At 67.2% G+C, this 24,883-nt stretch carries 29 protein-coding genes; 3 read left to right on the top strand and 26 right to left on the bottom strand.

All coding sequences use genetic code 11. From position 1 onward, the window contains the following. Position 1: 1 nt before the first annotated feature. From rpmD to rpsJ, 20 genes are all read right to left on the bottom strand, one after another. Complete coding sequence (gene rpmD, locus G6048_RS02130) at positions 2 to 184, bottom strand: 50S ribosomal protein L30 (protein WP_033319647.1); 183 nt, start codon at positions 182 to 184, stop codon at positions 2 to 4. After that, the gene (gene rpsE, locus G6048_RS02135; RefSeq protein ID WP_033319646.1) at positions 184 to 792 is read right to left on the bottom strand and encodes a 30S ribosomal protein S5; all 609 of its coding nucleotides are present in this window, start codon (positions 790 to 792) and stop codon (positions 184 to 186) included. The genes rpmD and rpsE overlap by 1 nt, the downstream gene beginning before the upstream one ends. 39 nt (positions 793 to 831) lie before the next feature. Further along, on the bottom strand, positions 832 to 1,215 hold the full coding sequence (gene rplR / locus G6048_RS02140) for a 50S ribosomal protein L18 (RefSeq protein WP_037973501.1): 384 nt from the start codon (positions 1,213 to 1,215) through the stop codon (positions 832 to 834). A 3-nt stretch (positions 1,216 to 1,218) separates the two neighbouring features. After that, entirely contained in the window at positions 1,219 to 1,758 is a 540-nt protein-coding gene (gene rplF, locus G6048_RS02145; protein WP_165337678.1) for a 50S ribosomal protein L6, read from the bottom strand. Positions 1,759 to 1,782: 24 nt separating this feature from the next. Beyond that, entirely contained in the window at positions 1,783 to 2,181 is a 399-nt protein-coding gene (gene rpsH / locus G6048_RS02150; RefSeq protein WP_004984520.1) for a 30S ribosomal protein S8, read from the bottom strand. A gap of 212 nt (positions 2,182 to 2,393) precedes the next feature. After that, the gene (locus G6048_RS02155; RefSeq protein ID WP_003956452.1) at positions 2,394 to 2,579 is read right to left on the bottom strand and encodes a type Z 30S ribosomal protein S14; all 186 of its coding nucleotides are present in this window, start codon (positions 2,577 to 2,579) and stop codon (positions 2,394 to 2,396) included. A gap of 5 nt (positions 2,580 to 2,584) precedes the next feature. Then, the gene (gene rplE, locus G6048_RS02160; protein ID WP_119102577.1) at positions 2,585 to 3,142 is read right to left on the bottom strand and encodes a 50S ribosomal protein L5; all 558 of its coding nucleotides are present in this window, start codon (positions 3,140 to 3,142) and stop codon (positions 2,585 to 2,587) included. Continuing rightward, positions 3,142 to 3,465 carry a 50S ribosomal protein L24 gene (gene rplX, locus G6048_RS02165; protein ID WP_053674523.1) on the bottom strand — a complete coding sequence of 108 codons (324 nt, stop codon included), beginning with the start codon at positions 3,463 to 3,465 and terminating at the stop codon, positions 3,142 to 3,144. Before rplX ends, rplE begins: the two co-directional genes overlap by 1 nt. A gap of 2 nt (positions 3,466 to 3,467) precedes the next feature. After that, positions 3,468 to 3,836 carry a 50S ribosomal protein L14 gene (gene rplN, locus G6048_RS02170; protein ID WP_003998823.1) on the bottom strand — a complete coding sequence of 123 codons (369 nt, stop codon included), beginning with the start codon at positions 3,834 to 3,836 and terminating at the stop codon, positions 3,468 to 3,470. 282 nt (positions 3,837 to 4,118) lie between these two features. Continuing rightward, complete coding sequence (gene rpsQ, locus G6048_RS02175; RefSeq protein ID WP_030039759.1) at positions 4,119 to 4,406, bottom strand: 30S ribosomal protein S17; 288 nt, start codon at positions 4,404 to 4,406, stop codon at positions 4,119 to 4,121. Beyond that, positions 4,406 to 4,630, bottom strand: coding sequence for a 50S ribosomal protein L29 (gene rpmC, locus G6048_RS02180; protein WP_086752859.1), 225 nt, complete (start codon positions 4,628 to 4,630; stop codon positions 4,406 to 4,408). Before rpmC ends, rpsQ begins: the two co-directional genes overlap by 1 nt. Then, complete coding sequence (gene rplP / locus G6048_RS02185; protein WP_033319640.1) at positions 4,630 to 5,049, bottom strand: 50S ribosomal protein L16; 420 nt, start codon at positions 5,047 to 5,049, stop codon at positions 4,630 to 4,632. The genes rpmC and rplP overlap by 1 nt, the downstream gene beginning before the upstream one ends. A gap of 5 nt (positions 5,050 to 5,054) precedes the next feature. Beyond that, positions 5,055 to 5,903: a 30S ribosomal protein S3 gene (gene rpsC / locus G6048_RS02190; RefSeq protein ID WP_165337679.1), complete on the bottom strand. Its 849-nt coding sequence runs from the start codon at positions 5,901 to 5,903 to the stop codon at positions 5,055 to 5,057. Further along, complete coding sequence (gene rplV / locus G6048_RS02195) at positions 5,903 to 6,250, bottom strand: 50S ribosomal protein L22 (protein ID WP_093777432.1); 348 nt, start codon at positions 6,248 to 6,250, stop codon at positions 5,903 to 5,905. Before rplV ends, rpsC begins: the two co-directional genes overlap by 1 nt. Before the next feature lie 40 nt (positions 6,251 to 6,290). Further along, a complete protein-coding gene (gene rpsS / locus G6048_RS02200) occupies positions 6,291 to 6,572 on the bottom strand; it encodes a 30S ribosomal protein S19 (RefSeq protein ID WP_007384069.1) in 282 nt (93 codons plus the stop codon). Between the two features lie 12 nt (positions 6,573 to 6,584). Beyond that, positions 6,585 to 7,421, bottom strand: a complete 837-nt coding sequence (gene rplB / locus G6048_RS02205) for a 50S ribosomal protein L2 (protein WP_165337680.1) — start codon at positions 7,419 to 7,421, stop codon at positions 6,585 to 6,587. 38 nt (positions 7,422 to 7,459) lie between these two features. Then, positions 7,460 to 7,876 (bottom strand): 50S ribosomal protein L23, encoded by a 417-nt coding sequence (gene rplW, locus G6048_RS02210; RefSeq protein ID WP_165337681.1) that lies wholly within the window; start codon positions 7,874 to 7,876, stop codon positions 7,460 to 7,462. Beyond that, a complete protein-coding gene (rplD, locus tag G6048_RS02215; RefSeq protein ID WP_165337682.1) occupies positions 7,876 to 8,541 on the bottom strand; it encodes a 50S ribosomal protein L4 in 666 nt (221 codons plus the stop codon). The genes rplW and rplD overlap by 1 nt, the downstream gene beginning before the upstream one ends. A gap of 8 nt (positions 8,542 to 8,549) precedes the next feature. Then, positions 8,550 to 9,194 (bottom strand): 50S ribosomal protein L3, encoded by a 645-nt coding sequence (gene rplC, locus G6048_RS02220; RefSeq protein ID WP_165337683.1) that lies wholly within the window; start codon positions 9,192 to 9,194, stop codon positions 8,550 to 8,552. Between the two features lie 17 nt (positions 9,195 to 9,211). After that, a complete protein-coding gene (gene rpsJ / locus G6048_RS02225; RefSeq protein ID WP_003948644.1) occupies positions 9,212 to 9,520 on the bottom strand; it encodes a 30S ribosomal protein S10 in 309 nt (102 codons plus the stop codon). Between the two features lie 527 nt (positions 9,521 to 10,047). On the opposite strand from rpsJ, the gene G6048_RS02230 reads away from it, so the two are divergent. The 3 genes from G6048_RS02230 (at position 10,048) to nshR (ending at position 15,527) form a co-directional block, all read left to right on the top strand. Further along, complete coding sequence (locus G6048_RS02230; protein ID WP_165337684.1) at positions 10,048 to 11,724, top strand: RNA ligase family protein; 1,677 nt, start codon at positions 10,048 to 10,050, stop codon at positions 11,722 to 11,724. A 6-nt stretch (positions 11,725 to 11,730) separates the two neighbouring features. Further along, positions 11,731 to 14,625, top strand: a complete 2,895-nt coding sequence (locus G6048_RS02235; protein ID WP_165337685.1) for a poly(A) polymerase — start codon at positions 11,731 to 11,733, stop codon at positions 14,623 to 14,625. 92 nt (positions 14,626 to 14,717) lie between these two features. Beyond that, the gene (gene nshR, locus G6048_RS02240) at positions 14,718 to 15,527 is read left to right on the top strand and encodes an NshR/TsnR family 23S rRNA methyltransferase (RefSeq protein WP_165337686.1); all 810 of its coding nucleotides are present in this window, start codon (positions 14,718 to 14,720) and stop codon (positions 15,525 to 15,527) included. Positions 15,528 to 15,655: 128 nt separating this feature from the next. Here the strand turns inward: nshR and tuf are convergent, their stop codons facing one another. The 6 genes from tuf to G6048_RS02270 form a co-directional block, all read right to left on the bottom strand. Then, the gene (gene tuf, locus G6048_RS02245) at positions 15,656 to 16,849 is read right to left on the bottom strand and encodes an elongation factor Tu (RefSeq protein WP_033319627.1); all 1,194 of its coding nucleotides are present in this window, start codon (positions 16,847 to 16,849) and stop codon (positions 15,656 to 15,658) included. Positions 16,850 to 17,002: 153 nt separating this feature from the next. Continuing rightward, entirely contained in the window at positions 17,003 to 19,129 is a 2,127-nt protein-coding gene (fusA, locus tag G6048_RS02250) for an elongation factor G (protein WP_165337687.1), read from the bottom strand. Between the two features lie 39 nt (positions 19,130 to 19,168). Beyond that, entirely contained in the window at positions 19,169 to 19,639 is a 471-nt protein-coding gene (rpsG, locus tag G6048_RS02255) for a 30S ribosomal protein S7 (RefSeq protein ID WP_003992340.1), read from the bottom strand. 2 nt (positions 19,640 to 19,641) lie between these two features. Then, positions 19,642 to 20,013: a 30S ribosomal protein S12 gene (gene rpsL / locus G6048_RS02260; RefSeq protein ID WP_003948652.1), complete on the bottom strand. Its 372-nt coding sequence runs from the start codon at positions 20,011 to 20,013 to the stop codon at positions 19,642 to 19,644. A gap of 253 nt (positions 20,014 to 20,266) precedes the next feature. Beyond that, a complete protein-coding gene (locus tag G6048_RS02265; RefSeq protein ID WP_408056111.1) occupies positions 20,267 to 20,812 on the bottom strand; it encodes a DUF1707 and DUF4190 domain-containing protein in 546 nt (181 codons plus the stop codon). Positions 20,813 to 20,973: 161 nt separating this feature from the next. Next, the gene (locus G6048_RS02270) at positions 20,974 to 24,873 is read right to left on the bottom strand and encodes a DNA-directed RNA polymerase subunit beta' (protein ID WP_165337688.1); all 3,900 of its coding nucleotides are present in this window, start codon (positions 24,871 to 24,873) and stop codon (positions 20,974 to 20,976) included. Positions 24,874 to 24,883: the final 10 nt, after the last annotated feature.

The raw sequence follows: 24,883 nt of genomic DNA on the forward strand, positions 1-24,883 counted from the left end.
ATCAGTCGACCTCCTCGACCGTCACGAGGTGGCGGACGGTGTGCACCATGCCGCGGAACTCGGGGCGGTCCTCCTTGACGACCACGTCGTTGATCCTCTTCAGACCAAGCGAACGCAGCGTGTCACGGTGGTTCTGCTTGCTGCCGATGTACGACTTCGTCTGCGTGATCTTGAGCTGAGCCATTACGCAGCACCAGCCCCGGCACGCGCCCGCAGCAGAGCCGCGGGAGCGACGTCCTCGAGGGGCAGACCGCGGCGGGCCGCGATCTCCTCGGGACGCTGCAGACCCTTCAGGGCCGCCACAGTCGCGTGCACGATGTTGATCGCGTTCGACGAGCCGAGCGACTTCGACAGGATGTCGTGAACACCGGCGCACTCGAGCACGGCACGCACCGGGCCACCGGCGATAACGCCGGTACCGGGGGAAGCCGGCTTGAGCAGGACGACGCCCGCGGCCTTCTCGCCCGTGATCGGGTGCGGGATGGTGCCCTGGATACGCGGGACCTTGAAGAAGTGCTTCTTGGCCTCCTCGACACCCTTGGCGATGGCGGCCGGCACCTCCTTGGCCTTGCCGTAACCGACACCGACGGTGCCATCGCCATCGCCCACTACGACGAGCGCAGTGAAGCTGAAGCGACGACCACCCTTCACAACCTTGGCGACGCGGTTGATCGCGACGACGCGCTCAACGTACGCGGTCTTCTCGGCGGCAGACGCACCGCCGTCACGGCCCTTCCGGTCCCGCCGCTCGCCGCCACCGGCACCGCTTCCGCGGCGCTGGGGTCCAGCCATTGGATTTACCTCTCTCTGTTTCCGCTAGCTACGGCAGGCTCAGAACTTGAGCCCGGCTTCGCGGGCGGCGTCCGCCAGGGCGGCGATGCGCCCCGCGTACTGGTTGCCACCACGGTCGAACACGACGGCCTCGACGCCCGCGGCCTTGGCGCGCTCGGCGACCAGGGCGCCGACCTGCTTGGCCTGCGCGGACTTGTCGGACTCTCCGCCGCGGATCGAGGTGTCCAGGGTGGACGCCGACGCAAGGGTGTGCCCCTTGAGGTCGTCGATCACCTGGGCCACGATGTGGCGGTTCGAGCGCGTCACGACCAGGCGGGGACGCTCAGCCGTACCCGAGACCTTCTTACGGATCCGGATGTGACGCCGCTTGATGGCAGCACGCTTGTAGGCGTCGCCCTTGGCGATCTTCTGCCCGTATGCCATGGCTTACTTACCCGCCTTTCCGACCTTGCGGCGGATGACTTCGCCCTCGTACTTGACGCCCTTGGCCTTGTACGGGTCGGGCTTGCGCAGCTTGCGGATGTTGGCCGCAACCTCGCCGACCTTCTGCTTGTCGATGCCCTCGACCGAGAACCGCGTCGGGTTCTCGACCTTGAAGGTGATGCCCTCGGGGGCCTCGACCAGGATCGGGTGGCTGTAGCCGAGCGAGAACTCCAGGTTGGAACCCTTGGCCAGGACTCGGTAACCGACACCGCTGATCTCGAGCTTCTTCACGTAACCCGTGGTCACGCCGGTGATCATGTTCGCCACCAGCGTGCGGGACAGGCCGTGCAGGGCCTTGTTCTGACGCTCGTCGTTCGGGCGGATGACATTGAGAATGCCGTCCTCGCCCTTAGCGATCTCGATCGGCGCCGCGACGGTGTGGGAGAGAGAGCCCTTGGGGCCCTTCACCTGGACCGTACGGCCATCGATGGTGACGTCCACGCCGGCGGGAACCGTGATGGGGAGCTTGCCAATGCGCGACATAGCTGTTTCCTCCGTTCCCTTCCGCTACCAGACGTAGGCGAGGACTTCTCCGCCTACGCCCTTCTTGCCGGCCTGCTTGTCGGTGAGGAGCCCGTGGGACGTGGAGATGATCGCCACGCCCAGGCCGCCGAGCACCTTCGGCAGGTTGGTGGACTTCGCGTACACCCGGAGACCGGGCTTGGAGATCCGCTTGATGCCCGCGATGGAGCGCTCACGGTTCGGGCCGAACTTCAGCTCGAGAACGAGGTTCTTGCCGACCTCGGCGTCCTCGACCTTCCAGCCCGTGATGAAGCCCTCCTGCTGGAGGATCTCCGCGATGTGCGACTTGATCTTGCTGTGCGGCATAGCCACGGAGTCGTGGTACGCCGAGTTCGCGTTACGCAGACGCGTCAGCATGTCTGCGATCGGATCAGTCATGGTCATGAATTGGCCTTCGGCCTCTCTCGCCGGGGTTTCCTGGTGCGCCATCCCTCTCCCCGATCCGAGACGGGACGGGTGCGGCGCGGTGGACCTACGGCGTAGTAAGTCGTACGGGCGTCCAGGCGCCCAACCCTCCAAGCCTAAGCCATGGAAGGGTGGGCACCTGACCGAGCCCTTTACTTACCGAGAGCCCTGACAATCCCCTATTTGGGGAATTACCAGGAGCTCTTGGTCACGCCCGGCAGCTCGCCACGGTGAGCCATCTCACGAAGGCACACGCGGCAGAGGCCGAACTTGCGGTACACGGAATGCGGACGACCGCAACGCTGGCAGCGGGTGTACGCGCGTACACCGAACTTGGGCTTGCGGGCAGCCTTAGCGATCAGAGCCTTCTTCGCCATCTCGCTCACGCCTCCTTGAAGGGGAAGCCGAGGTGACGAAGGAGCGCGCGGCCCTCAGCGTCGTTGGTCGCCGTGGTGACCACGGTGATGTCCATACCCCGGACGCGGTCGATCTTGTCCTGGTCGATCTCGTGGAACATGACCTGCTCCGTGAGACCGAAGGTGTAGTTGCCACGGCCGTCGAACTGCTTGGGAGACAGACCACGGAAGTCGCGGATGCGCGGCAGCGCCAGCGACAGGGTGCGGTCCAGGAACTCCCACATGCGGTCGCCACGAAGCGTGACGTGGGCACCGATCGGCTGGCCCTCACGCAGCTTGAACTGCGCGATGGACTTACGGGCCTTGGTGACGGCCGGCTTCTGACCGGTGATCGTGGTGAGGTCGCGGATGGCGCCCTCGATCAGCTTGGAGTCGCGGGCGGCGTCGCCCACACCCATGTTGACCACGATCTTGACGAGGCCGGGGATCTGCATGACGTTCTCGTACTTGAACTCGTCACGCAGCTTGCCCGCGATCTCCTCGCGGTACTTCTGCTTCAGGCGCGGGCTGGTGGTGGTCGTCATCAGATGTCCTCACCCGTCCGCTTGGCAACGCGGATCTTGTTGCCTTCGTCGTCGAAGCGGTAACCGACGCGCGTCACGACCTTGTTGCCGTCCTTCTCCACGACCAGCTGGACGTTGGAGACGTGGATCGGCGCCTCGGTGGTGACGATGCCGCCGGCCTGCGAACCGCGAGCCGTCGGACCTGCCTTGGTGTGCTTCTTGACCCGGTTGACACCCTCGACCAGGACACGCTCGTCGCGCGGGTAAGCGGCAATGACCTTGCCCTGCTTGCCCTTGTCCTTACCGGTGATGACCTGGACCAGGTCGCCCTTCTTGATCTTCATGCTTACAGCACCTCCGGCGCGAGCGAGATGATCTTCATGAACTTCTTCTCGCGCAGCTCCCGGCCCACGGGGCCGAAGATGCGGGTGCCGCGAGGGTCGCCGTCGTTCTTGAGAATGACGGCGGCGTTCTCGTCGAAGCGGATGTACGAGCCGTCCGGACGGCGGCGCTCCTTGACGGTGCGAACGATGACCGCCTTGACGACGTCACCCTTCTTCACGTTGCCACCGGGGATCGCGTCCTTGACGGTGGCGACGATGACGTCACCGATGCCCGCGTAGCGGCGACCGGATCCGCCGAGTACACGGATGCAAAGGATTTCCTTCGCACCAGTGTTGTCGGCGACACGCAGCCGCGACTCCTGCTGGATCACGTCTATCTCCTGTTTGTCTGCCGGTTCCCGCAGGGACCTTGTCGGGCCGAACCTGCGAGCCTGGCGGAACCGTCCTGCGGTTGATTGCCGCAGGAATTACTTGTGCCTCTAGAGGCGAAAACCCTCGCTGGGGACTACGGGCCCGCGGGGCTCCCGCCTCGCAGGCCCGAGGGCCTGGGGCGGTGGCCCCGTGGGCCCCGCCGGGGCCTTCCCCCACCCGGCCCGGGGGGCCTGGGGGCGGAGCCCTCAGCGGGGGTCAGCGGGGGTGGAACCCCCGCTTGATTACTTCGCCTTCTCGAGGATCTCGACGACGCGCCAGCGCTTCGTCGCCGACAGCGGACGGGTCTCCATCAGGAGAACCCGGTCGCCAACGCCGGCGGCGTTCTGCTCGTCGTGCGCCTTGAGCTTGTTCGTACGGCGGATGACCTTGCCGTACAGCGCGTGCTTGACGCGGTCCTCGACGGCGACGACGACGGTCTTGTCCATCTTGTCGCTGACGACGAGACCCTCACGGGTCTTGCGGAAGCCGCGCGCGGCCTTCGTCTCTTCTGTCACGTTGCTCTCGCTCATCAGGCGCTCTCCACCGTCTCGATGCCCAGCTCGCGCTCACGCATCAGGGTGTAGATCCGCGCGATGTCCTTACGGACCGCCTTCAGACGGCCGTGGTTCTCGAGCTGACCGGTCGCCGCCTGGAAGCGGAGGTTGAACAGCTCTTCCTTGGCCTCGCGAAGCTTCCCAAGAAGCTCCTCGTCGCCCAGTTCGCGCAGCTCGGACGCCTTGGTACCGGCCGACATCACGCTTCACCTGCCTCGCGCCGCACAATGCGGCACTTCATCGGAAGCTTGTGAGCAGCGCGGGTAAGCGCCTCACGCGCAATCTTCTCGTTCGGGTAGGACAGCTCGAACATCACCCGACCGGGGTGAACGTTCGCGACCCACCACTCCGGCGAACCCTTACCGGAACCCATGCGGGTCTCGGCGGGCTTCTTCGTGAGGGGACGGTCCGGGTAGATGTTGATCCAGACCTTGCCGCCACGCTTGATGTGGCGGGTCATCGCGATACGAGCCGCCTCGATCTGGCGGTTCGTCACGTACGCCGGCGTGAGGGCCTGGATGCCGTACTCGCCGAACGCAACCGTCGTACCACCCTTGGCCTGACCGCGGCGCTTGGGGTGGTGCTGCTTGCGGTGCTTGACCCTACGAGGGATCAGCATGTCGGTCAGGCCTCCGTTCCGGTGCTCTCAGCCGGAGCGGCAGCGGCGGCGGGAGCCTCGGCCTTGGGGGCCTCGGCAGCCGGCGCGGACTGCTGCTGCGGCTTGCGGCCGCGGCCGCCACGCTCGCCACCACGACCACCACGGGCCGGGCGGTCGCCGCCGGGGCCGCCACCGCGGGCCGGGCGGTTGCCCGCACGGGCGGCGGCGTTCTCGGCGCGGACCTCGGCGATGTTCTTGACGTCGCCCTTGTAGATCCAGACCTTCACACCGATGCGGCCGAAGGTCGTCTTGGCCTCGAAGAAGCCGTAGTCGACGTTCGCGCGGAGCGTGTGCAGGGGCACGCGGCCCTCGCGGTAGAACTCCGAGCGGGACATCTCGGCGCCGCCGAGACGGCCACCACACTGGATCTTGATGCCCTTGGCGCCGGCCTTCATCGTGCCCTGCATGCTCTTGCGCATGGCGCGACGGAAGGAGACGCGGGAGGACAGCTGCTCGGCAACGGCCTGAGCGACCAGCTGAGCGTCGGTCTCGGGGCTCTTGACCTCGAGGATGTTCAGCTGGACCTGCTTGCCCGTGAGCTTCTCGAGGTCACCGCGGATGCGGTCGGCCTCGGCGCCACGGCGGCCGATGACGATGCCGGGACGAGCGGTGTGGATGTCCACCCGCACGCGGTCACGGGTGCGCTCGATCTCCACCTTCGAGATACCGGCGCGCTCCATGCCGGACGTCATCATCCGACGGATGGCGACGTCTTCCTTGACGTAGTCCTTGTACAGCTTGTCGGCGTACCAACGCGACTTGAAGTCGGTCGTGACACCGAGCCGGAACCCATGCGGGTTTACCTTCTGGCCCATTACCGGGTTCCTTCCTTGCTGCTGACGACCACGGTGATGTGGCTGGTCCGCTTGCGGATCCGGTAGGCGCGGCCCTGGGCACGCGGACGGAACCGCTTCAGGGTCGGGCCCTCGTCGACGTAGGCCTCGGTGATGACAAGGCTGTCGGCGTCGGTGTGGTCGTAGTTGTGCGCGGCGTTGGCGATGGCGCTGTCCAGCACCTTGCCGACCGGCACGCTCGCGGCCTGCGGGGCGAAACGCAGGACCGCCTGGGCCTCCGTGGCGTCCATGCCACGGATGAGGTCCACCACTCGGCGGGCCTTCATGGGCGTGACGCGGATGTACCGCGCCTGGGCCCTGGCTTCCATGGTTGTCCCTTCAGTGTCTGTCATGGTCATTCACCCCGCCTTAGCGGCGCTTCGACTTCCGGTCGTCCTTGACGTGACCCCGGAAGGTGCGCGTCGGCGAGAACTCGCCGAGCTTGTGGCCGACCATGGACTCGGTGACAAACACCGGGATGTGGGTCTTGCCGTTGTGCACCGCGATCGTGTGGCCCAGCATGGCCGGGACGATCATCGAGCGACGGGACCAGGTCTTGATGACGTTCTTGGAACCGGCTTCGTTCTGGGCGTCCACCTTCTTGATCAGGTGGTCGTCGACGAAGGGCCCCTTCTTGAGACTGCGCGGCATCTAAACCCGCTCCTAGCGCTTCTTGTTCGTCTTGCGGCGGCGGACGATGTACTTGTTCGAGGCCTTCTTAGGCGAACGAGTACGTCCTTCCTTCTGGCCCCAGGGGCTGACCGGGTGGCGACCACCGGAGGTCTTGCCCTCACCACCACCGTGGGGGTGGTCAACCGGGTTCATCGCCACACCGCGAACGGTCGGGCGGACGCCCAGCCAGCGCTTGCGGCCGGCCTTGCCCCAGTTGATGTTGGACTGCTCGGCGTTGCCGACCTCGCCGACGGTGGCGCGGCAGCGCACGTCGACCAGCCGGATCTCACCGGACGGCATACGAAGGTGGGCCATCGTGCCCTCCTTCGCGAGCAGCTGCACGGAGGCACCGGCGGAGCGGGCGAACTTGGCGCCGCCACCGGGACGGAGCTCGATCGCGTGGATCGTGGTACCGACCGGGATGTTGCGGAGCGCCAGGTTGTTGCCGGGCTTGATGTCGGCCCCGGGACCGTTCTCCACACGGTCGCCCTGCTGCAGGTTGCGCGGGGCGAGGATGTAGCGCTTCTCGCCGTCCGCGTAGTGCAGCAGCGCGATGCGCGCGGTGCGGTTGGGGTCGTACTCGATGTGCGCGACCTTCGCCGGCACGCCGTCCTTGTCATGGCGACGGAAGTCGATGACGCGGTAGGCGCGCTTGTGGCCACCACCCTGGTGGCGGACGGTCACACGACCGGAATTGTTACGGCCGCCCTTGCTGTGCAGGGGGCGGACCAGCGACTTCTCCGGCGTGGACCGCGTGACCTCGACGAAGTCGGCGACGCTGGAGCCACGGCGGCCCGGCGTAGTCGGCTTGTACTTGCGGATTCCCATTTCTCAGTCCTCGTCCGATATCGGACCAGGGCACTCCGTTAGGAGGCCTGGCCGAAGATGTCGATACGGTCGCCCTCTGCAAGGGTCACGATCGCGCGCTTGGTGTCGGCACGCTTGCCGAAACCAGTGCGGGTCCGCTTGCGCTTGCCCTGGCGGTTGATCGTGTTGACCCCGGTGACCTTGACCGAGAAGACCGACTGCACGGCCTCCTTGATCTGGGTCTTGTTGGCCCGCGGGTCGACGATGAACGTGTACTTGTTCTCGTCGAGAAGCGCGTAGCTCTTCTCGGAGACGACCGGCTTGATCAGTACGTCACGGGGGTCCGTGTACGACTTGCTCAGCGGAGTCTCGACGGTGTTCTTGCCCTCGGTGGCGTGGCGACGCGCCTTCTTGACGCGCGCCTCCTTGGCCTTCTTCGCGGCCTTCGAGGCGATGGAGGGGTGACGGATAGCCATCAGACCTCGCTCCCTTCAGTGTCGGTGTTCCGCTCCGCAGAGGGCGCGCCGGACACGAAGGACTCGAAGGCGGCCTGGGTGAAGACCACGTCGTCCGAGACGAGAACGTCGTACGTGTTCAGCTGGCCCGGCTCCAGAATGTGTACCTGGGGCAGGTTGCGGGCGGAGAGCAGCGAGGCCTCGTCCGCGCGGTCGATCACCAGGAGCACGTTCTTGCGCTCCGAGATCTTGCCGAGCAGCGACTTGGCGGCCTTGGTGGAGATCTCGCTCTCGACCACGCCGGTGACGACGTGGATGCGGTTGTTGCGGGCCCGGTCGGTGAGGGCGTGGCGCAGGGCCGCGGCCTTCATCTTCTTCGGGGTCCGCTGCGAGTAGTCACGCGGCACGGGACCGTGCACGACGCCACCACCGGCGAACTGCGGCGCGCGGGTCGAACCCTGACGGGCGCGACCGGTGCCCTTCTGGCGGTAAGGCTTCTTGCCACCACCACGGACTTCGCCGCGGGTCTTGGTCTTGTGCGTGCCCTGACGGGCAGCGGCCAGCTGCGCGACGACGACCTGGTGAAGCAGCGGAACGCTGACCTTCTCGACGTCGAAGATCTCCGCGGGGAGCTCGACCGTCCCGGTCTTGTCGCCTGCCGGCGAAAGGATGTCAACAGTGCTCATCGGTTACCTCAGGCCCCCTTGGCCGCGGTGCGGACCAGGACGAGGCCGCCGTTCGGACCGGGAACCGCGCCCTTGATGAGCAGCAGACCCTTCTCCGCGTCAACGGCGTGGACGGTCAGGTTCTGGGTGGTGACCCGCTCATTGCCCATACGACCCGCCATGCGGAGGCCCTTGAACACACGGCCCGGGGTGGCGCAGCCACCGATGGAGCCGGGAGAGCGGTGCTTGCGCTGGGTGCCGTGACCGGCGCCGAGGCCCTTGAAGTTGTGGCGCTTCATGACACCGGCGAAGCCCTTGCCCTTGCTCTTGCCGGTGACGTCGACCTTCACGCCGGCCTCGAAGGTTTCGGCGGTGATCTCCTGCCCGAGCGTGTACTCGCTGGCGTCCGCGGTACGGAGCTCCACGAGGTGGCGGCGGGGGGTCACGTCGGCCTTGGCGAAGTGGCCCTTGAGGGGCTTGTTCACCTTGCGCGGGTCGATCTCGCCGAAGGCGATCTGCACGGACTCGTAGCCGTCGGTGTCGTTCGTACGGACCTGGGTGACGACGTTCGGGCCGGCCTTGACGACGGTGACCGGAACAACACGGTTGTTCTCGTCCCACACCTGCGTCATGCCGAGCTTCTCGCCCAGGATGCCCTTGATCTGCTTAGCCATTCTCAGATTCACCGGCCTCAGAGCTTGATCTCGATGTCGACGCCGGCCGGGAGGTCGAGTCGCATCAGAGAGTCAACGGTCTTGGGCGTCGGGTCGAGGATGTCGATCAGGCGCTTGTGCGTGCGCATCTCGAAGTGCTCGCGCGAGTCCTTGTACTTGTGCGGCGACTTGATGACGCAGTACACGTTCTTCTCAGTGGGCAGCGGCACCGGGCCCGCGACCGACGCACCAGTACGCGTCACCGTCTCGACGATCTTCTTCGCCGAGGAGTCGATGACCTCGTGGTCGTAGGCCTTGAGCCGGATGCGGATCTTCTGTCCCGCCATGGCTACTCCGTAGTCCTGTCTCTCGTTGAACGCTCTGGCGACCCCGGGGGTACGCGTCTCTCCTCCGACCCACGCGGTCGGGCGTGTCGCTCCCTCACTGACACAGATATCCACAAGGGATTCCCTGCTAGGGGGTGCGATCACCGACCGCGGAACCGAGGGTGAGACACCCACCGGGCGCCTGGCCGGTACCCCGCTGACACTTCCCGGAAGATTCCCGTACGTCCGCCTCAGCGCTGCCCTGAGAGGCAGTTGAAGCGACGAGTACTGTGGGACTCGCTTCCAGTCCTCCCGGCGGGAGGCGCGCAGCATCGGCACTCAACCGAGCAACCCGGTTAGTCTGCCACACAGGCCGCAGCGCTGGCCAATCGAGCGGTAGAGGGTACCCCCGGAGTGACGTGCGTCAAACACGGGCTTGCCCCAGGGCCGTGTGCGTCACTCGGTAACCGCCGCTAATCCGCTCGCTCCCCGCTCCCCCGCGCTCCTACGCTGATCACGTACGGCGGTTATCACGGGGGAACGTTCACATGCGTACGCACTACCCACGGACCCGGCATCTGCCGTGGTCGCCCGGCGCGACCGCGGACGATCTGCGGGTCACGGACCTGTCGGGGCTGCGGGGACGCGAGGTCGTCGTCACCGAGAAGCTCGACGGCGAGAACACCACCCTGTACGCCGACGGCCTGCACGCCCGCTCGCTCGACTCGGCCCACCACCCCTCGCGGGCCTGGGTCAAGGCGCTCCAGGGGCGCATCGGTCATTCCATCCCCGAGGGCTGGCGCGTGTGCGGGGAGAACATGTACGCCCGGCATTCGATCGCGTGCGAGGACCTCGAGAGCTGGTTCTACGGCTTCTCGGTGTGGGACGCGGACGGCCGCTGCCTGGACTGGGACCGGACGGTCACGTATCTGCGCGGGATCGGCATTCCCGTGCCGCGCGTGCTGTGGCGGGGCGTGTTCGACGAGCGCGCGCTGCGGGCGCTGCGGCTGGATCCCGTGCGGCAGGAAGGGTATGTCGTACGGGTCGTCGACGCCTTCGGCGCGGAGGAGTTCGGGCAGCGGGTCGCCAAGTGGGTGCGGGCCGGGCATGTGCGGACGGACACGCACTGGATGCACGCGGCCGTCGTGGAGAACGGGCTCGGGGCGAGGGCCGCCCTGTGGGCGGTGCGTTCGGGGGCGGCGGTCGACGTGGACGCCCTGACGCGTGCGGTGGGGCTGGCCGGTGAGGGGAACCCTGAGGCCGCCGCCCGGCTCGATCTGGTGGGGCGGTCCGGGGACGACCGGCTCGCGGGCGTGCTGGCCGCGCTGCTGCACGCAAAGCAGCGAGCACGGATCGCGGCCAAGATCGCCGCGACAGCGGACATGCCGCTCGCACGCCGGGTCGCGGATCTCGTCGGACTGCACCCGGCGCTGCATCGGCCGTATCCGGACGAGGACCGGCGGGCCGGCCTGGTGCGGCTGTCGTACGCCGCCGATCTCGGTGTTCTGCACGCGGTCGCCCGGGCCACGGCGGACACGGACGAGGCACGCGAGCAGGTGGAGTGGTCGGCACTGCACGCCGAGGACATCGGCAGCCCGGAGGGGAACGGCCTGGACGAAGGCGGGCTGCGGGAGGCCTTCGCCGGTCTGCCGGACGACGCGGCCGTCCGCTGCCGGGCCGAGGCACGCGAGGCGTACGCACGCGGGCGGATCCGCGGTCTCGACGAGGCGGTCGCCGCGACCTGGCGCTGGCGCTCCGGCGCCTTCCCGAAGCTGATCCAGACGGTCGGCCCCGCGGGCAGCGGCAAGAGCACCTTCGCCCGCGGGCTCCCCGGCGTGGACACGTACATCTGCCTGGACGACCTGCGCGAGGCCCGCGGTTCACGCGCCGACCAGCGGGCGAACGCGGACGTCCTGCGCGAGGGTCTCGACCGGCTGGACACCGCCCTGGCCACCGGTGGGACCGTGGTGTGGGACGCCACGTCCCTCAACAAGCAGCAGCGCTCGCTCGTCCACGCGATCGCCCACCGCCGCGACGCCCTGATCACCCACGCCGTGGTCCTGGTCGACGAGGACGAGCTGATACGGCGCAACGCCCACCGCGAGCACCCGGTGCCGCCCGAGGTGCTCACCGCCCAGTTGCGCCGCTTCGGCCCGCCGTACGCGGGCGACGCACACCGCACCTGGTACATCGGGGCGAGCGGGACCGTCGAGGAAGAGGTCTGAGGAACGGTGCGTACGAGCGAGGAGATCTACCACCGGGTGCGCTGGGACGCGCGCTTCGACCCGGCCCGCTTCGTGCTGGGAGTGATGCAGCGCGGCGCCGACCCCAAGCGTGTTCCGCTGCCCGCCTTCGTGCCGGGCGGCGAGATCCCGTGGCACCGGGTGCTGTTCTTCGAGGCCGACGGCGAGGTGGTGTGGGACCGGTCCACGGGCGTGGACCGGATCGACGCGACGGAGGCCGGGCGGGTTCGGGAGGCACGACGGCTTCGGGCGCCGTTCTACACGGCCCGTACGCCGTACGCCTGGGACGGCGACGACTGGCGGCCCGCGCGCCCACCCCACGGGACCGCACCCGCCCCGGGCGCTGTGCGGGTCCTGACCTGGAACACCCTCTGGGACCGGTACGACGCCGACCGCATCGACAGCGCCCGCCGCCGACCTCTGCTCCTGCGGGCCCTGCGGGACGCCGACGTGGACGTGATCGCGCTGCAGGAGGTCGAGGCGGAGCTGCTGGGCATGCTGTTGCGGGAGCCGTGGGTCCGGGCGGACTGGACGATCGGCACGGACCCCGGGTCCGGAGACGTGGACGACTGCGGCCTGCTGCTCCTGAGCCGGTTGCCCGTCCGCGAGGCGGCGCACCACGCACTGGGCCCGCACAAGGCGGTGACCTCACTGGTCGTGGAGACAGGCACGCGGCCCCTCATCGTCGCCGCGACGCACCTCAGCAGCGACCACTCCGAGAACGGCGCCGACCGCCGCGAAGCCGAACTCACCCGTATCGCCGAGGGGTTGGCGCCTCTGGACGACGACCTTGTCCTGATGGGCGACTTCAACGACGGCGGCGACACACCGCAAGTGACCCTCGGTATGCGGGACGCGTGGAGCGAGACGCACGGCGCCGACGACCGGACGCCGACGTTCGACCCGAGCGCCAACCCATTGGCCGCGGTCTCCTCCCTCACCGGCCGAGTCTCCCGACTGGACCGGGTGCTGCTGCGCACGGAGGGCCTGCGCGTGCGGCGAGCCGAGCTGTGCGGCAACACTCCCACGGCCGACGGCCTCCACATCTCCGATCACTACGGGGTACGCGTCGAGCTGACGGCGCACTCGGCGGACTCGGCCGAGACAGGGGCGTACGACGTCCTCGACGCGCGGCCGACTCCCCGTACGGCCCTGGCGTGGCTCCCGCCCCAGGAGCTGTGGCCGCCCCTCCAGGACATCCGCCGGAACCACGACCCGCAGATCCACCGCTGGCCCCCACACGTGAACGTCCTCTTCGGCTTCGTACCGGAGCACGCCTTCGAGCAGGCGGCATCCGTGCTCGCGGCGGCCAGGACGGCTCCCTTCGACGCCCGGCTGGAGGGCGTGAACTGGTTCGGCCACCGGGACTACGCGACGGTGTGGCTGGACCCGGCGGCGGCCGACGAGGAGCCATGGGCCGAGCTGCACCGCACCCTCGTACGCCACTTCCCCCACTGCCGAGGCCGCCACGCGGCCTTCACCCCGCACCTGAGCCTGGGCCGCACCACCGACCCGAACACGCTGGCCGCCGCCTGCGAGGCCCGGCTCACCCCCATGCCGGTCCGGATCGGCGAGCTGGCGCTGCTGTCGCGGCGCGGGGACGAGCCGATGCGGTTGCGGGGGACGGTGACGTTGGGCACGGGAGAGGTGCGGTGGGCGGAGGAGGCCCCGCATCACGGGTACGAGGCTGCCGAGCACTACGGGTACGACGCCGGCGATACGGGCGTGGACTACGGGTTCGGGGACGGGGACGGGTACGACGCCGTCGACATGGACGTGGCAGACACCGCTGTGGCCGACCGCATCACCCATCGCATCGCGCAGGCCCTCCCCGGCGGCGTCGTCCACGTCGTCGGCTCCCGGCGCATGGGCTGCGCGCTGCCGGGTGCGGATCTGGACCTGGTGGCGGCGCTCCCCGGCACGGTCGAACTCGCCGCCGTACAGGCGAAGTTGACCGAAGCCCTGCCCGAGGCGAGCGACGTACGGGAGGTGGTCGGGGCGCGCGTACCCGGCCTGCGGTTGTGGCTGGACGGGCTGGACGTGGATGTGGTCATCGTGGCCACCGGACCGATGGACCCCACCGAGGCGGTGAACCACCGGGCCGAACTGGGCGAGGCGGCGGCGATCGCGCTCAGCGCGGTGAGCGACGCCGACGCGCTCCTCGCTTCCGTCGGCACCCACGGACCGGCTTTCGCCCGGCTGGCCACGCAGGTCAAGGCGTGGGCGAAGGCACGCGGCCTGGATTCGGCACCGTTCGGCGGGCTGCCGGGCCTGGCCTGGTCCGTCCTGGCGGCCCGTACCGCGAGCGAGGCCGGCGACCTGCCCCCGGCCGATCTCCTACGGCACTTCTTCGCGACGTGGGCGGCCTGGGACTGGCGAGTCCCGGTCGGCGATCCAGGCAAGCGGGGCGAACCGTCTCGCCAGTCCCTCCCCCTCCCGATCACGACGCCGTCCGACCCGGTCCGCCCCTGCACGGACCAGGTCACGGCGGGCATGCGAGACCTCATCACCCAAGAGCTGTTCCGCGCCTGGGAGTTGCTGGACGCGGCCCCGGACCCGTTCCCGTGGCCCGAGCTGCTGTCCCCTCCCCCGCTGCACCGCCGCCACGCGGCCTGGGCGGTCGTGACGGTCGGCCCCGCCGCTGACGCGGGCCGGGTACGGGGCAGGATGCGAGCCCTGCTGACCGACCTGTCGGACGCGGCACCGGCCGCCCATGCCTGGCCCCGCCCCTTCACCACGGACCCACTCCGCTACGCCATCGGCCTGGGCCTCAACCCACCGGCTCCGGACCACCTCGCGGCTGTCGCGAAAAACCGGCTGCGCGGCCTACCGGGGGTGACGCTGAGCAGAGTCGAGGGCGGCGAAGTCCCGACCTTGCACTGATCGTGGCCCGCCTCGTCCCTGTGAACAGGCGCAACGACGCACGCACTTTTTCGTCGATATTCGCCGTTACACAGCGCTGTTAGGATCGACACATGAGCGAGCTGGCCACCATCACTTCCCTTTCCGATCCCGCGATGCAGCGAATTCTCGACGTCACCAAGCCGTCGAGAACCAGCATCAAGACGGTATTGATCGAGGACACCGAACCTCTTATGCAATGCCTGGGAGCGGGGGTGGAATTCATCGAGGTGTACGGAAGCGACAGCACTCCGTTCTCGCCCGAACTGCTCGACCTCTGTCGACAGCGAAATGTGCCGGTCCGCCTCGTCGAATCGTCGGTCGTCAATCAGCTCTTCAAAGGCGAGCGAAAGGCCAAGACGTTCGGCATCGCCCGCGTCCCCCGGCCCGCTCGGTTCCAGGACATCGCGGAGCGCGGCGGAGACGTCGTCGTACTCGACGGGGTGAAGATCGTCGGGAACATCGGCGCGATCGTGCGGACTTCGCTCGCGCTGGGGGCCTCGGGAATCGTCCTGGTCGACAGCGATCTCGCCACCATCGCCGACCGGCGTCTGCTGAGGGCGAGCCGGGGCTACGTCTTCTCCCTTCCCGTCGTTCTCGCCAGCCGCGAGGACGCGGTCGCCTTCGTCCGCGACAACGAAATGCCGTTGATGGCCTTCGAAGCGGGCGGCGAACTCACCGTCAAGGACCTCGGCGAAAAGCAGGAACGACTGGCCCTGCTGTTCGGCAGCGAAAAGGGCGGACCCTCCGAATTGTTCAAGAAGACGTCCGCCACAACGGTTTCCATCCCGATGTTCCATTCCACCGAGTCCCTCAATGTCTCGGTCTCGGTCGGCATCGCCCTGCACGAGCGGACCCAAAGGAATTTCACCGTCAGCCGCTGAGCTGAGTACCGGTAAGCCAAGCACCGGCAAGTCGAAGACCCGCAAAACAGCAAAAGGGCCCGTACGACCGAAGTCGTACGGGCCCTTTATGGAGCTCGCAGCGGAGCTACCAGGTCAAGTCAACAAGCTCACTTGTTGATCTTGGTGACCTGGCCGGCGCCCACGGTCCGGCCACCCTCGCGGATGGCGAACTTCAGGCCCTCTTCCATGGCGACGGGCTGGATGAGCTCGACCTTCATCTCAGTGTTGTCGCCCGGCATGACCATCTCCGTGCCCTCGGGGAGGGTCACAACACCGGTCACGTCAGTCGTACGGAAGTAGAACTGAGGACGGTAGTTGTTGAAGAACGGCGTGTGACGGCCACCCTCGTCCTTGGACAGGATGTACGCCTGCGCCTCGAACTCGGTGTGCGGGGTGACCGAGCCCGGCTTGATGATGACCTGGCCGCGCTCGACGTCCTCGCGCTTGATGCCACGAAGCAGCAGACCGACGTTCTCACCGGCCTGGCCCTCGTCGAGCAGCTTGCGGAACATCTCGATGCCGGTGACCGTGGTGGTGGTCTTCTCCTGCTTGATGCCCACGATGTCAACGGTCTCGTTGACCTTGAGGACACCCCGCTCGATACGACCGGTGACGACGGTGCCACGACCGGTGATCGTGAAGACGTCCTCGATCGGCATCAGGAACGGCTTGTCGACGTCACGCTCGGGCTGCGGGATCGCCTCGTCGACGGCCTTCATCAGCTCGAGGACTGAGTTGCCCCACTCCTTGTCGCCCTCGAGGGCCTTGAGCGCCGAGACCTTGACGACCGGCAGGTCGTCGCCCGGGAACTCGTACTCGGAGAGCAGCTCACGGACCTCGAGCTCGACGAGCTCCAGGATCTCCTCGTCGTCCACCATGTCGGCCTTGTTCAGGGCGACGACGATGTACGGAACGCCGACCTGGCGGGCCAGGAGCACGTGCTCCTTGGTCTGCGGCATCGGGCCGTCGGTGGCGGCGACCACGAGGATGGCGCCGTCCATCTGCGCCGCACCCGTGATCATGTTCTTGATGTAGTCCGCGTGACCGGGGCAGTCGACGTGCGCGTAGTGACGCGTCTCCGTCTGGTACTCGACGTGCGCGATGGAGATCGTGATACCGCGCTGGCGCTCCTCAGGAGCCTTGTCGATCTGGTCGAAGGCCGAGGCCTCGTTCAGGTCCGGGTACGCGTCGTGCAGCACCTTGGTAATGGCGGCCGTGAGGGTCGTCTTACCGTGGTCGATGTGACCGATGGTGCCGATGTTGACGTGCGGCTTAGTCCGCTCGAACTTCGCCTTCGCCACTGGGGTCCTCCTGTGGAGTGGTTCTGTACGCCTTACTCATCGGCGCCAGGTGATCTTTGCTGGAAAGCCGGGGCCCGGGGCACTCCAGCCACGATGGTGACGGAATGCCCCAGCAAGCTCCGGAGTCAAGCCTAAGGCGTGAACTCGGGTGAGTTACTCGCCCTTGGCCTTCGCGATGATCTCCTCGGCGACGTTCCGGGGAACCTCGGCGTAGGAGTCGAACTGCATCGAGTAGCTCGCGCGACCCGATGTCTTGCTGCGGAGGTCGCCGACGTAGCCGAACATCTCCGACAGCGGAACCAGGCCCTTCACAACGCGGGCACCGGCACGCTCCTCCATGGCCTCGATCTGACCACGTCGGGAGTTGATGTCACCGATGACCTCGCCCATGTAGTCCTCGGGCGTGGTGACCTCTACGGCCATCATCGGCTCGAGCAGCACGGGGCTGGCCTTGCGCGCGGCCTCCTTGAAGGCCTGCGAACCGGCGATCTTGAACGCGAGCTCGGAGGAGTCGACCTCGTGGTAGCCGCCGTCGATGAGCGTGACGCGAACGCCCGTCATCTCGTAGCCGGCGAGGATGCCGAACTGCATGGCCTCCTGGCAGCCGGCGTCGACCGAAGGGATGTACTCCTTCGGGATGCGACCACCGGTCACCTTGTTCACGAACTCGTACGAGGCGTCGCCGCCCTCGATCGGCTCGACCGCGATCTGCACCTTGGCGAACTGACCCGTACCACCGGTCTGCTTCTTGTGCGTGTAGTCCACACGCTCGACGGCCTTGCGGATCGTCTCGCGGTAGGCCACCTGCGGCTTGCCGACGTTGGCCTCGACCTTGAACTCGCGCTTCATGCGGTCGACCAGCACCTCGAGGTGCAGCTCGCCCATGCCGCCGATGATGGTCTGGCCGGTCTCCTCGTCCGAGTGGACCTGGAAGGAGGGGTCCTCCTCCGCGAGACGCTGGATGGCGACACCCAGCTTCTCCTGGTCACCCTTGGACTTGGGCTCGATGGCGACCTGGATGACCGGCGCCGGGAAGTCCATGGACTCCAGGATCACCGGCTGCTTGTCGTCGCACAGCGTCTCACCGGTCGTGGTCTGCTTCAGGCCCATCACAGCGACGATGTCGCCGGCGCCCACCGCCGCGATCTCCTCACGCTTGTTCGCGTGCATACGGTAGATCTTGCCGATGCGCTCCTTCTTGCCCTTGACCGGGTTCAGCACCGCGGTGCCGGTCTCCAGGCGGCCCGAGTAAACCCGGACGAAGGTGAGCTTGCCCAGGTGCGGGTCGCTCATGATCTTGAAGGCAAGGGCAGACAGCGGCTCGTCCTCGGACGGCTTGCGCTTGACGACCAGCTCCGGGTCCTTGACGTCGTGGCCCTCGATGGCCTCGACGTCGAGCGGAGTCGGGAGGTAGCGCACAACCGCGTCGAGCAGGGGCTGGACGCCCTTGTTCTTGAACGCGGTGCCACAGAACACCGGGGTGACCGTGGTGTCGTTGGACTTGCCGGACGCGATGGTGATGCGACGGATCGCGGCGTACAGCTGCTCCTCGGTGGGCTCCACGCCCTCCAGGTACAGCTCCATGATCTCTTCGTCGTTCTCCGCGACGGCCTCGAGCAGCTTGCCGCGCCACTCCTCGGCGGCCTCGGCGTGCGTGGCCGGGATGTCGACGGTGTCGTACATCTCGCCCTTCGCCGCCTCGGCGGACCACACGAGCGCCTTCATGCGGACCAGGTCCACAACGCCCTTGAAGTCGGCCTCGGCACCGATCGGCAGCTGCATGACGATCGGCTGGGCGCCCAGACGGTCCGAGATCATGTCCACGCAACGGTGGAACTCGGCGCCGGTACGGTCCAGCTTGTTGACGAAGCAGATGCGCGGCACGCCGTAACGGTCGGCCTGACGCCACACCGTCTCGGACTGCGGCTCGACACCGGCGACACCGTCGAACACCGTCACGGCACCGTCGAGCACGCGCAGCGAGCGCTCCACCTCGACGGTGAAGTCGACGTGACCCGGGGTGTCGATGATGTTGATGGTGTAGTCGTCGTTGTTCAGCGGCCAGTGACAGGTGGTGGCAGCGGAGGTGATCGTGATGCCACGCTCCTGCTCCTGCTCCATCCAGTCCATGGTGGCAGCGCCGTCGTGGACCTCACCGATCTTGTAGGAGACGCCGGTGTAGAACAGGATCCGCTCGGTGGTGGTCGTCTTGCCCGCGTCGATGTGGGCCATGATCCCGATGTTCCGGACCCTGGCCAGGTCAAGTGAAGTGGTAGCCATAAGGCTTCGGTCTTCTCTCGGTCTCGATGTGGGTAGCGACTACCAGCGGTAGTGCGCGAAGGCCTTGTTGGACTCGGCCATCTTGTGGGTGTCCTCGCGCTTCTTCACGGCCGCGCCGAGGCCGTTCGAGGCGTCCAGAAGTTCGTTGAGCAGACGCTCGGTCATGGTCTTCTCGCGACGGGCGCGGGAGTAACCGACCAGCCAGCGCAGCGCCAGGGTGTTGGCACGACCGGGCTTGACCTCGATCGGAACCTGGTAGGTGGCGCCACCGACACGGCGGGACTTGACCTCGAGGGTCGGCTTGATGTTCTCCAGCGCGCGCTTCAGCGTGATGATCGGGTCGTTGCCCGTCTTCTCACGCAGACCCTCCATGGCGCCGTACACGATGCGCTCGGCGGTGGAGCGCTTGCCGTTCAGCAGCACCTTGTTGATGAGGGAGGTCACCAGAGGAGAACCGTAGACCGGGTCGATGATGACCGGGCGCTTCGGGGCGGGGCCCTTACGAGGCATTCTTACTTCTCCTTCTTGGCGCCGTAGCGGCTGCGGGCCTGCTTGCGGTTCTTGACACCCTGGGTGTCGAGGGAGCCACGGATGATCTTGTAGCGAACACCCGGCAGGTCCTTCACACGGCCGCCACGCACGAGCACGATGGAGTGCTCCTGCAGGTTGTGTCCCTCACCCGGAATGTAAGCGGTGACCTCGATCCCGCTGGTCAGACGCACACGCGCGACCTTACGCAGGGCCGAGTTCGGCTTCTTCGGGGTGGTCGTGAACACACGCGTGCAGACGCCCCGACGCTGAGGGGAACCCTCGAGTGCGGGCGTCTTGTTCTTCTCGACCTTGTCCTGCCGGCCCTTACGGACCAGCTGCTGGATCGTAGGCACTACTTCTCCGGTTTCTGTGTGCCGATGGTGAAGCTAACCTGGAACGTTGCCGACCCACGCGGTCGGGTGTGTCGAATGCTGCAGATTCCCGCCGCAAGGCAGAAAGGGCGCAGATTACGGTGGCCAGTGACGGATCCCGTTGCGGTCTGAAGGCACGCACGGAAGCCAGGGCACACCCCAGGCACAAGGTCTGAGCGTACCTACCTCATACGCTGCGGTCAAAACAAATGGGCGCCGCCCAGGACCTGGGCTGTCAGCCGCCCGATGCTCCCGCCACGATCATGAGCATCAGGAACAGGCCCCAGCCCGCGACGGACAGCCAGCCGAGGATGAGTCCGGCCATCGCGAAGCCCTCACCGCTCTCGCCGGTGCGGCGTATCTCGGTGCGTGCCGTGTGGCCCAGGATCACCGCGGGGAGGCCGGTGATACCGAAGGTCATCGTGGTGAGCACACCGCAGACCATGGAACCGACCGCCTTGCCGTTGGTGGGTGGCGGCTGTGCGGGCAGGAAGGTCCGCGGTACAGGCATCGAGGCGGCCATGGGCACGGGCATGGGGCCCTGTGGCAGGTCGGCGACGAGCAGGGCCAGCTCGCCGACCGTACGGGCCTGGTAGGCCCTCGCGATCCGCTTCTCGAGCTCGTCCTGCTGCAGGCGCCCCTCACCGAAGCCCGCTCTGAGCACGTCGACTGCGCGCTCCCGGTCGGCGTGGGAGGCCAGCATCGACGAACTGCTCTGGCCCTGCCAGGACTGCGGGCTGTTGCCGCCCTGCCACGGCTGCCACTGCGATGGGTACGACACGGACACCTCCCCCGGGGGCTCAATGCCTCCATCATCCTCTAACGCGCCAATATCGGCATCGGTTCCCTTGCCCGCATTTTCAGTTCCGTGAAAGCACGCGGCACGCCGAAGGGCGGTCACCCCGAACCCGGGGTGACCGCCCTCCAACTCAAGCTGCTCGCTTACTGGTTGTACGGACCGTAGTCGTAGTCCTCCAGCGGAACGGCCTGGCCGGAGCCCGTGCCGAACGGCGAGTAGTCGATGTCGTCGTAGCCGACGGCCGAGTACATCGCGGCCTTGGCCTCCTCGGTCGGCTCGACCCGGATGTTGCGGTAGCGGGACAGGCCCGTACCGGCCGGGATGAGCTTACCGATGATGACGTTCTCCTTGAGGCCGATCAGGGAGTCGGACTTGGCGTTGATCGCCGCGTCCGTGAGGACCCTGGTCGTCTCCTGGAAGGACGCCGCCGACAGCCACGACTCGGTGGCCAGCGAGGCCTTGGTGATACCCATCAGCTGCGGACGGCCGGAGGCCGGGTGGCCGCCTTCCTGGACCACACGACGGTTCTCGGTCTCGAACTTCGAGCGCTCCACGAGCTCACCGGGCAGCAGCTCGGCGTCGCCGGACTCGATGATCGTCACCCGGCGCAGCATCTGCCGGATGATGATCTCGATGTGCTTGTCGTGGATCGACACACCCTGCGAGTTGTAGACCTTCTGCACCTCGCCGACCAGGTGGACCTGAACGGCCCGCTGACCAAGGATGCGCAGCACGTCGTGCGGGTTGGTGGCACCGTAGGTGAGCTTCTGGCCCACCTCGACGTGGTCGCCCTCGCGCACCTGGAGCTTGGCGCGCTTCGAGATCGGGTACGCCGTCTCGTCGCTGCCGTCGTCCGGGGTGACAACGAGCTTCTTGGTCTTCTCGGTCTCCTCGATCCGTACGCGGCCGGAGGCCTCGGAGATCGGGGCGACACCCTTGGGCGTACGAGCCTCGAAGAGCTCGACGACACGGGGCAGCCCCTGGGTGATGTCGTCACCGGCCACACCACCGGTGTGGAAGGTACGCATCGTCAGCTGCGTGCCGGGCTCACCGATGGACTGGGCGGCGATGATGCCGACCGCCTCACCGATGTCGACCAGCTTGCCGGTGGCCAGCGAACGGCCGTAGCACATGGCGCAGGTGCCGACGGCGGACTCACAGGTCAGGACCGAACGGGTCTTGACCTCCGAGACGCCGTGCCTCACCAGCTCGTCGATGAGGACGTCGCCCAGGTCGGTGTTGGCGGGGGCCAGCACCTTGCCGTCGGCGACAATGTCCTCGGCCAGCGCACGTGCGTACACGGACGTCTCGACGTTGTCCGCCTTGACCAGGTTGCCCGCCGCGTCCCGGTCCGCGATCTGCAGCCGGAGGCCACGGTCGGTGCCGCAGTCCTCCTCGCGGATGATGACGTCCTGGGAGACGTCGACGAGACGACGGGTGAGGTAACCCGAGTCGGCGGTACGCAGAGCGGTGTCCGCCAGACCCTTACGGGCACCGTGCGTGGAGATGAAGTACTCCAGCACGGACAGACCCTCACGGAACGACGCCTTGATGGGACGCGGGATCGTCTCGTTCTTGGCGTTCGACACCAGACCACGCATACCGGCGATCTGGCGCATCTGCATCATGTTTCCTCGGGCACCCGAGTCAACCATCATGAAGATGGGGTTCGTCTTCGGGAAGTTCGCGTTCATCGCCTCGGCAACCTCGTTGGTCGCCTTGGTCCAGATCGCGATGAGCTCCTGCGTGCGCTCGTCCTTGGTGATCAGACCGCGCTCGTACTGCTTCTGGACCTTCTCGTCCTGCGCCTCGTAACCCTTGACGAGCTCCTTCTTCGCCTCGGGAACGACGATGTCGGAGATGGCCACGGTGACGCCGGAACGGGTCGCCCAGTAGAAGCCGGCAGCCTTCAGGTTGTCGAGCGTCGCCGCCACGATGACCTTGGGGTAGCGCTCGGCGAGGTCGTTGACGATCTCGGAGAGCTGCTTCTTGCCGACCTCGTAGTCGACGAAGGGGTAGTCCTCGGGCAGCAGCTCGTTGAAGAGCGCACGGCCCAGGGTCGTCTTCAGGCGGAAGGTGTCACCCTGCTGCCACTCCGGCTCGCCCTCCTCGCGCGCCGGCGGGGTCCAGCCGCGCGGCGGGATGGTGCCCACCGGGAAGCGGATGTCCACGCGCGACTGCAGCGAGAGCTCGCCGGCGTCGAACGCCATGATCGCCTCGGCCGCGGAGCCGAAGGACCGGCCCTCGCCCTTGACGTCCCGCAGCTCGCCGTCGGTGGTGAGGAAGAACAGACCGAGGACCATGTCCTGGGTCGGCATCGTCACCGGACGGCCGTCGGCGGGCTTGAGGATGTTGTTCGAGGACAGCATCAGGATGCGGGCCTCGGCCTGCGCCTCCGCGGACAGCGGCAGGTGCACGGCCATCTGGTCACCGTCGAAGTCCGCGTTGAACGCGGTGCAGACGAGCGGGTGGATCTGGATGGCCTTGCCCTCGACCAGCTGCGGCTCGAAGGCCTGGATGCCGAGGCGGTGCAGGGTGGGAGCACGGTTCAGCAGAACCGGGTGCTCGGCGATGACCTCTTCGAGGACGTCGTACACGACCGTACGGCCGCGCTCCACCATGCGCTTCGCGCTCTTGATGTTCTGCGCGTGGTTCAGGTCCACCAGGCGCTTCATCACGAACGGCTTGAAGAGCTCCAGCGCCATCGCCTTCGGCAGACCGCACTGGTGCAGCTTCAGCTGCGGACCGACGACGATCACGGAACGCGCCGAGTAGTCGACTCGCTTACCGAGCAGGTTCTGCCGGAAGCGACCCTGCTTGCCCTTCAGCATGTCGCTGAGGGACTTCAGGGGACGGTTACCGGGACCGGTCACCGGGCGACCACGACGACCGTTGTCGAAGAGGGCGTCAACGGCCTCCTGAAGCATGCGCTTCTCGTTGTTGACGATGATCTCGGGCGCGCCGAGGTCGAGGAGCCTCTTCAGACGGTTGTTGCGGTTGATCACACGGCGGTACAGGTCGTTCAGGTCGGAGGTCGCGAAGCGGCCACCGTCCAGCTGCACCATCGGGCGAAGGTCCGGCGGGATGACCGGGACGCAGTCGAGGACCATGCCCTTGGGGCTGTTGGAGGTCTGCAGGAAGGCAGACACGACCTTCAGCCGCTTCAGCGCACGGGTCTTCTTCTGGCCCTTGCCGGTACGGATGATCTCGCGGAGGCGCTCGGCCTCCTCGTCGAGGTCGAAGGACTCCAGGCGCTTTTGCAGGGCAGCCGCACCCATCGAACCGTCGAAGTACGTGCCGAAGCGGTCACGCAGCTCGCGGTAGAGGAGCTCGTCGCCCTCCAGGTCCTGGACCTTGAGGTTCTTGAAGCGCGTCCACACCTCGTCGAGCCGGTCGATCTCGCGCTGCGCACGGTCACGCAGCTGCTTCATCTCCCGCTCGGCACCTTCGCGCACCTTGCGGCGTACGTCGGCCTTGGCGCCCTCGGCCTCGAGCTCGGCCAGGTCGGTCTCGAGCTTCTTGGCGCGGGCCTCGAGGTCGGCGTCGCGACGGTTCTCGACCTGCTGACGCTCCACGGAGACATGCGCCTCCAGGGAGGGCAGATCGCGCGTACGGCGCTCCTCGTCCACGTACGTAATCATGTACGCGGCGAAGTAGATGACCTTCTCGAGGTCCTTCGGGGCGAGGTCGAGCAGGTAGCCAAGGCGCGACGGAACGCCCTTGAAGTACCAGATGTGGGTGACGGGAGCAGCCAGCTCGATGTGGCCCATCCGCTCACGGCGCACCTTGGCGCGAGTGACCTCGACGCCACAGCGCTCACAGATGATGCCCTTGAAGCGGACACGCTTGTACTTGCCGCAGTAGCACTCCCAGTCCCGGGTCGGACCGAAGATCTTCTCGCAGAAGAGTCCGTCCTTTTCGGGCTTGAGCGTGCGGTAGTTGATCGTCTCGGGCTTCTTGACCTCGCCGTGGCTCCACTGACGGATGTCGTCAGCGGTGGCCAGACCGATCCGGAGCTCGTCGAAGAAGTTGACGTCGAGCACTATGCGTCAA

It is taken from the genome of Streptomyces ureilyticus, assembly GCF_011045025.1.
In the GTDB taxonomy this organism is placed as follows: Bacteria; Actinomycetota; Actinomycetes; order Streptomycetales; family Streptomycetaceae; genus Streptomyces; species Streptomyces ureilyticus.

Coding starts and splice junctions, on each gene's coding strand:
- rpmD (WP_033319647.1), bottom strand. CDS start 184: ATGGCTCAGCTCAAGATCACGCAGACGAAGTCGTACATCGGCAGCAAG.
- rpsE (WP_033319646.1), bottom strand. CDS start 792: ATGGCTGGACCCCAGCGCCGCGGAAGCGGTGCCGGTGGCGGCGAGCGG.
- rplR (WP_037973501.1), bottom strand. CDS start 1,215: ATGGCATACGGGCAGAAGATCGCCAAGGGCGACGCCTACAAGCGTGCT.
- rplF (WP_165337678.1), bottom strand. CDS start 1,758: ATGTCGCGCATTGGCAAGCTCCCCATCACGGTTCCCGCCGGCGTGGAC.
- rpsH (WP_004984520.1), bottom strand. CDS start 2,181: ATGACCATGACTGATCCGATCGCAGACATGCTGACGCGTCTGCGTAAC.
- G6048_RS02155 (WP_003956452.1), bottom strand. CDS start 2,579: ATGGCGAAGAAGGCTCTGATCGCTAAGGCTGCCCGCAAGCCCAAGTTC.
- rplE (WP_119102577.1), bottom strand. CDS start 3,142: ATGACGACCACCACCAGCCCGCGCCTGAAGCAGAAGTACCGCGAGGAG.
- rplX (WP_053674523.1), bottom strand. CDS start 3,465: ATGAAGATCAAGAAGGGCGACCTGGTCCAGGTCATCACCGGTAAGGAC.
- rpsQ (WP_030039759.1), bottom strand. CDS start 4,406: ATGAGCGAGAGCAACGTGACAGAAGAGACGAAGGCCGCGCGCGGCTTC.
- rpmC (WP_086752859.1), bottom strand. CDS start 4,630: ATGTCGGCCGGTACCAAGGCGTCCGAGCTGCGCGAACTGGGCGACGAG.
- rplP (WP_033319640.1), bottom strand. CDS start 5,049: ATGCTGATCCCTCGTAGGGTCAAGCACCGCAAGCAGCACCACCCCAAG.
- rpsC (WP_165337679.1), bottom strand. CDS start 5,903: ATGGGCCAGAAGGTAAACCCGCATGGGTTCCGGCTCGGTGTCACGACC.
- rplV (WP_093777432.1), bottom strand. CDS start 6,250: ATGGAAGCCAGGGCCCAGGCGCGGTACATCCGCGTCACGCCCATGAAG.
- rpsS (WP_007384069.1), bottom strand. CDS start 6,572: ATGCCGCGCAGTCTCAAGAAGGGGCCCTTCGTCGACGACCACCTGATC.
- rplB (WP_165337680.1), bottom strand. CDS start 7,421: ATGGGAATCCGCAAGTACAAGCCGACTACGCCGGGCCGCCGTGGCTCC.
- rplW (WP_165337681.1), bottom strand. CDS start 7,876: ATGGCTATCCGTCACCCCTCCATCGCCTCGAAGGCCGCGAAGAAGGCC.
- rplD (WP_165337682.1), bottom strand. CDS start 8,541: ATGAGCACTGTTGACATCCTTTCGCCGGCAGGCGACAAGACCGGGACG.
- rplC (WP_165337683.1), bottom strand. CDS start 9,194: ATGGCTAAGCAGATCAAGGGCATCCTGGGCGAGAAGCTCGGCATGACG.
- rpsJ (WP_003948644.1), bottom strand. CDS start 9,520: ATGGCGGGACAGAAGATCCGCATCCGGCTCAAGGCCTACGACCACGAG.
- G6048_RS02230 (WP_165337684.1), top strand. CDS start 10,048: ATGCGTACGCACTACCCACGGACCCGGCATCTGCCGTGGTCGCCCGGC.
- nshR (WP_165337686.1), top strand. CDS start 14,718: ATGAGCGAGCTGGCCACCATCACTTCCCTTTCCGATCCCGCGATGCAG.
- fusA (WP_165337687.1), bottom strand. CDS start 19,129: ATGGCTACCACTTCACTTGACCTGGCCAGGGTCCGGAACATCGGGATC.
- rpsG (WP_003992340.1), bottom strand. CDS start 19,639: ATGCCTCGTAAGGGCCCCGCCCCGAAGCGCCCGGTCATCATCGACCCG.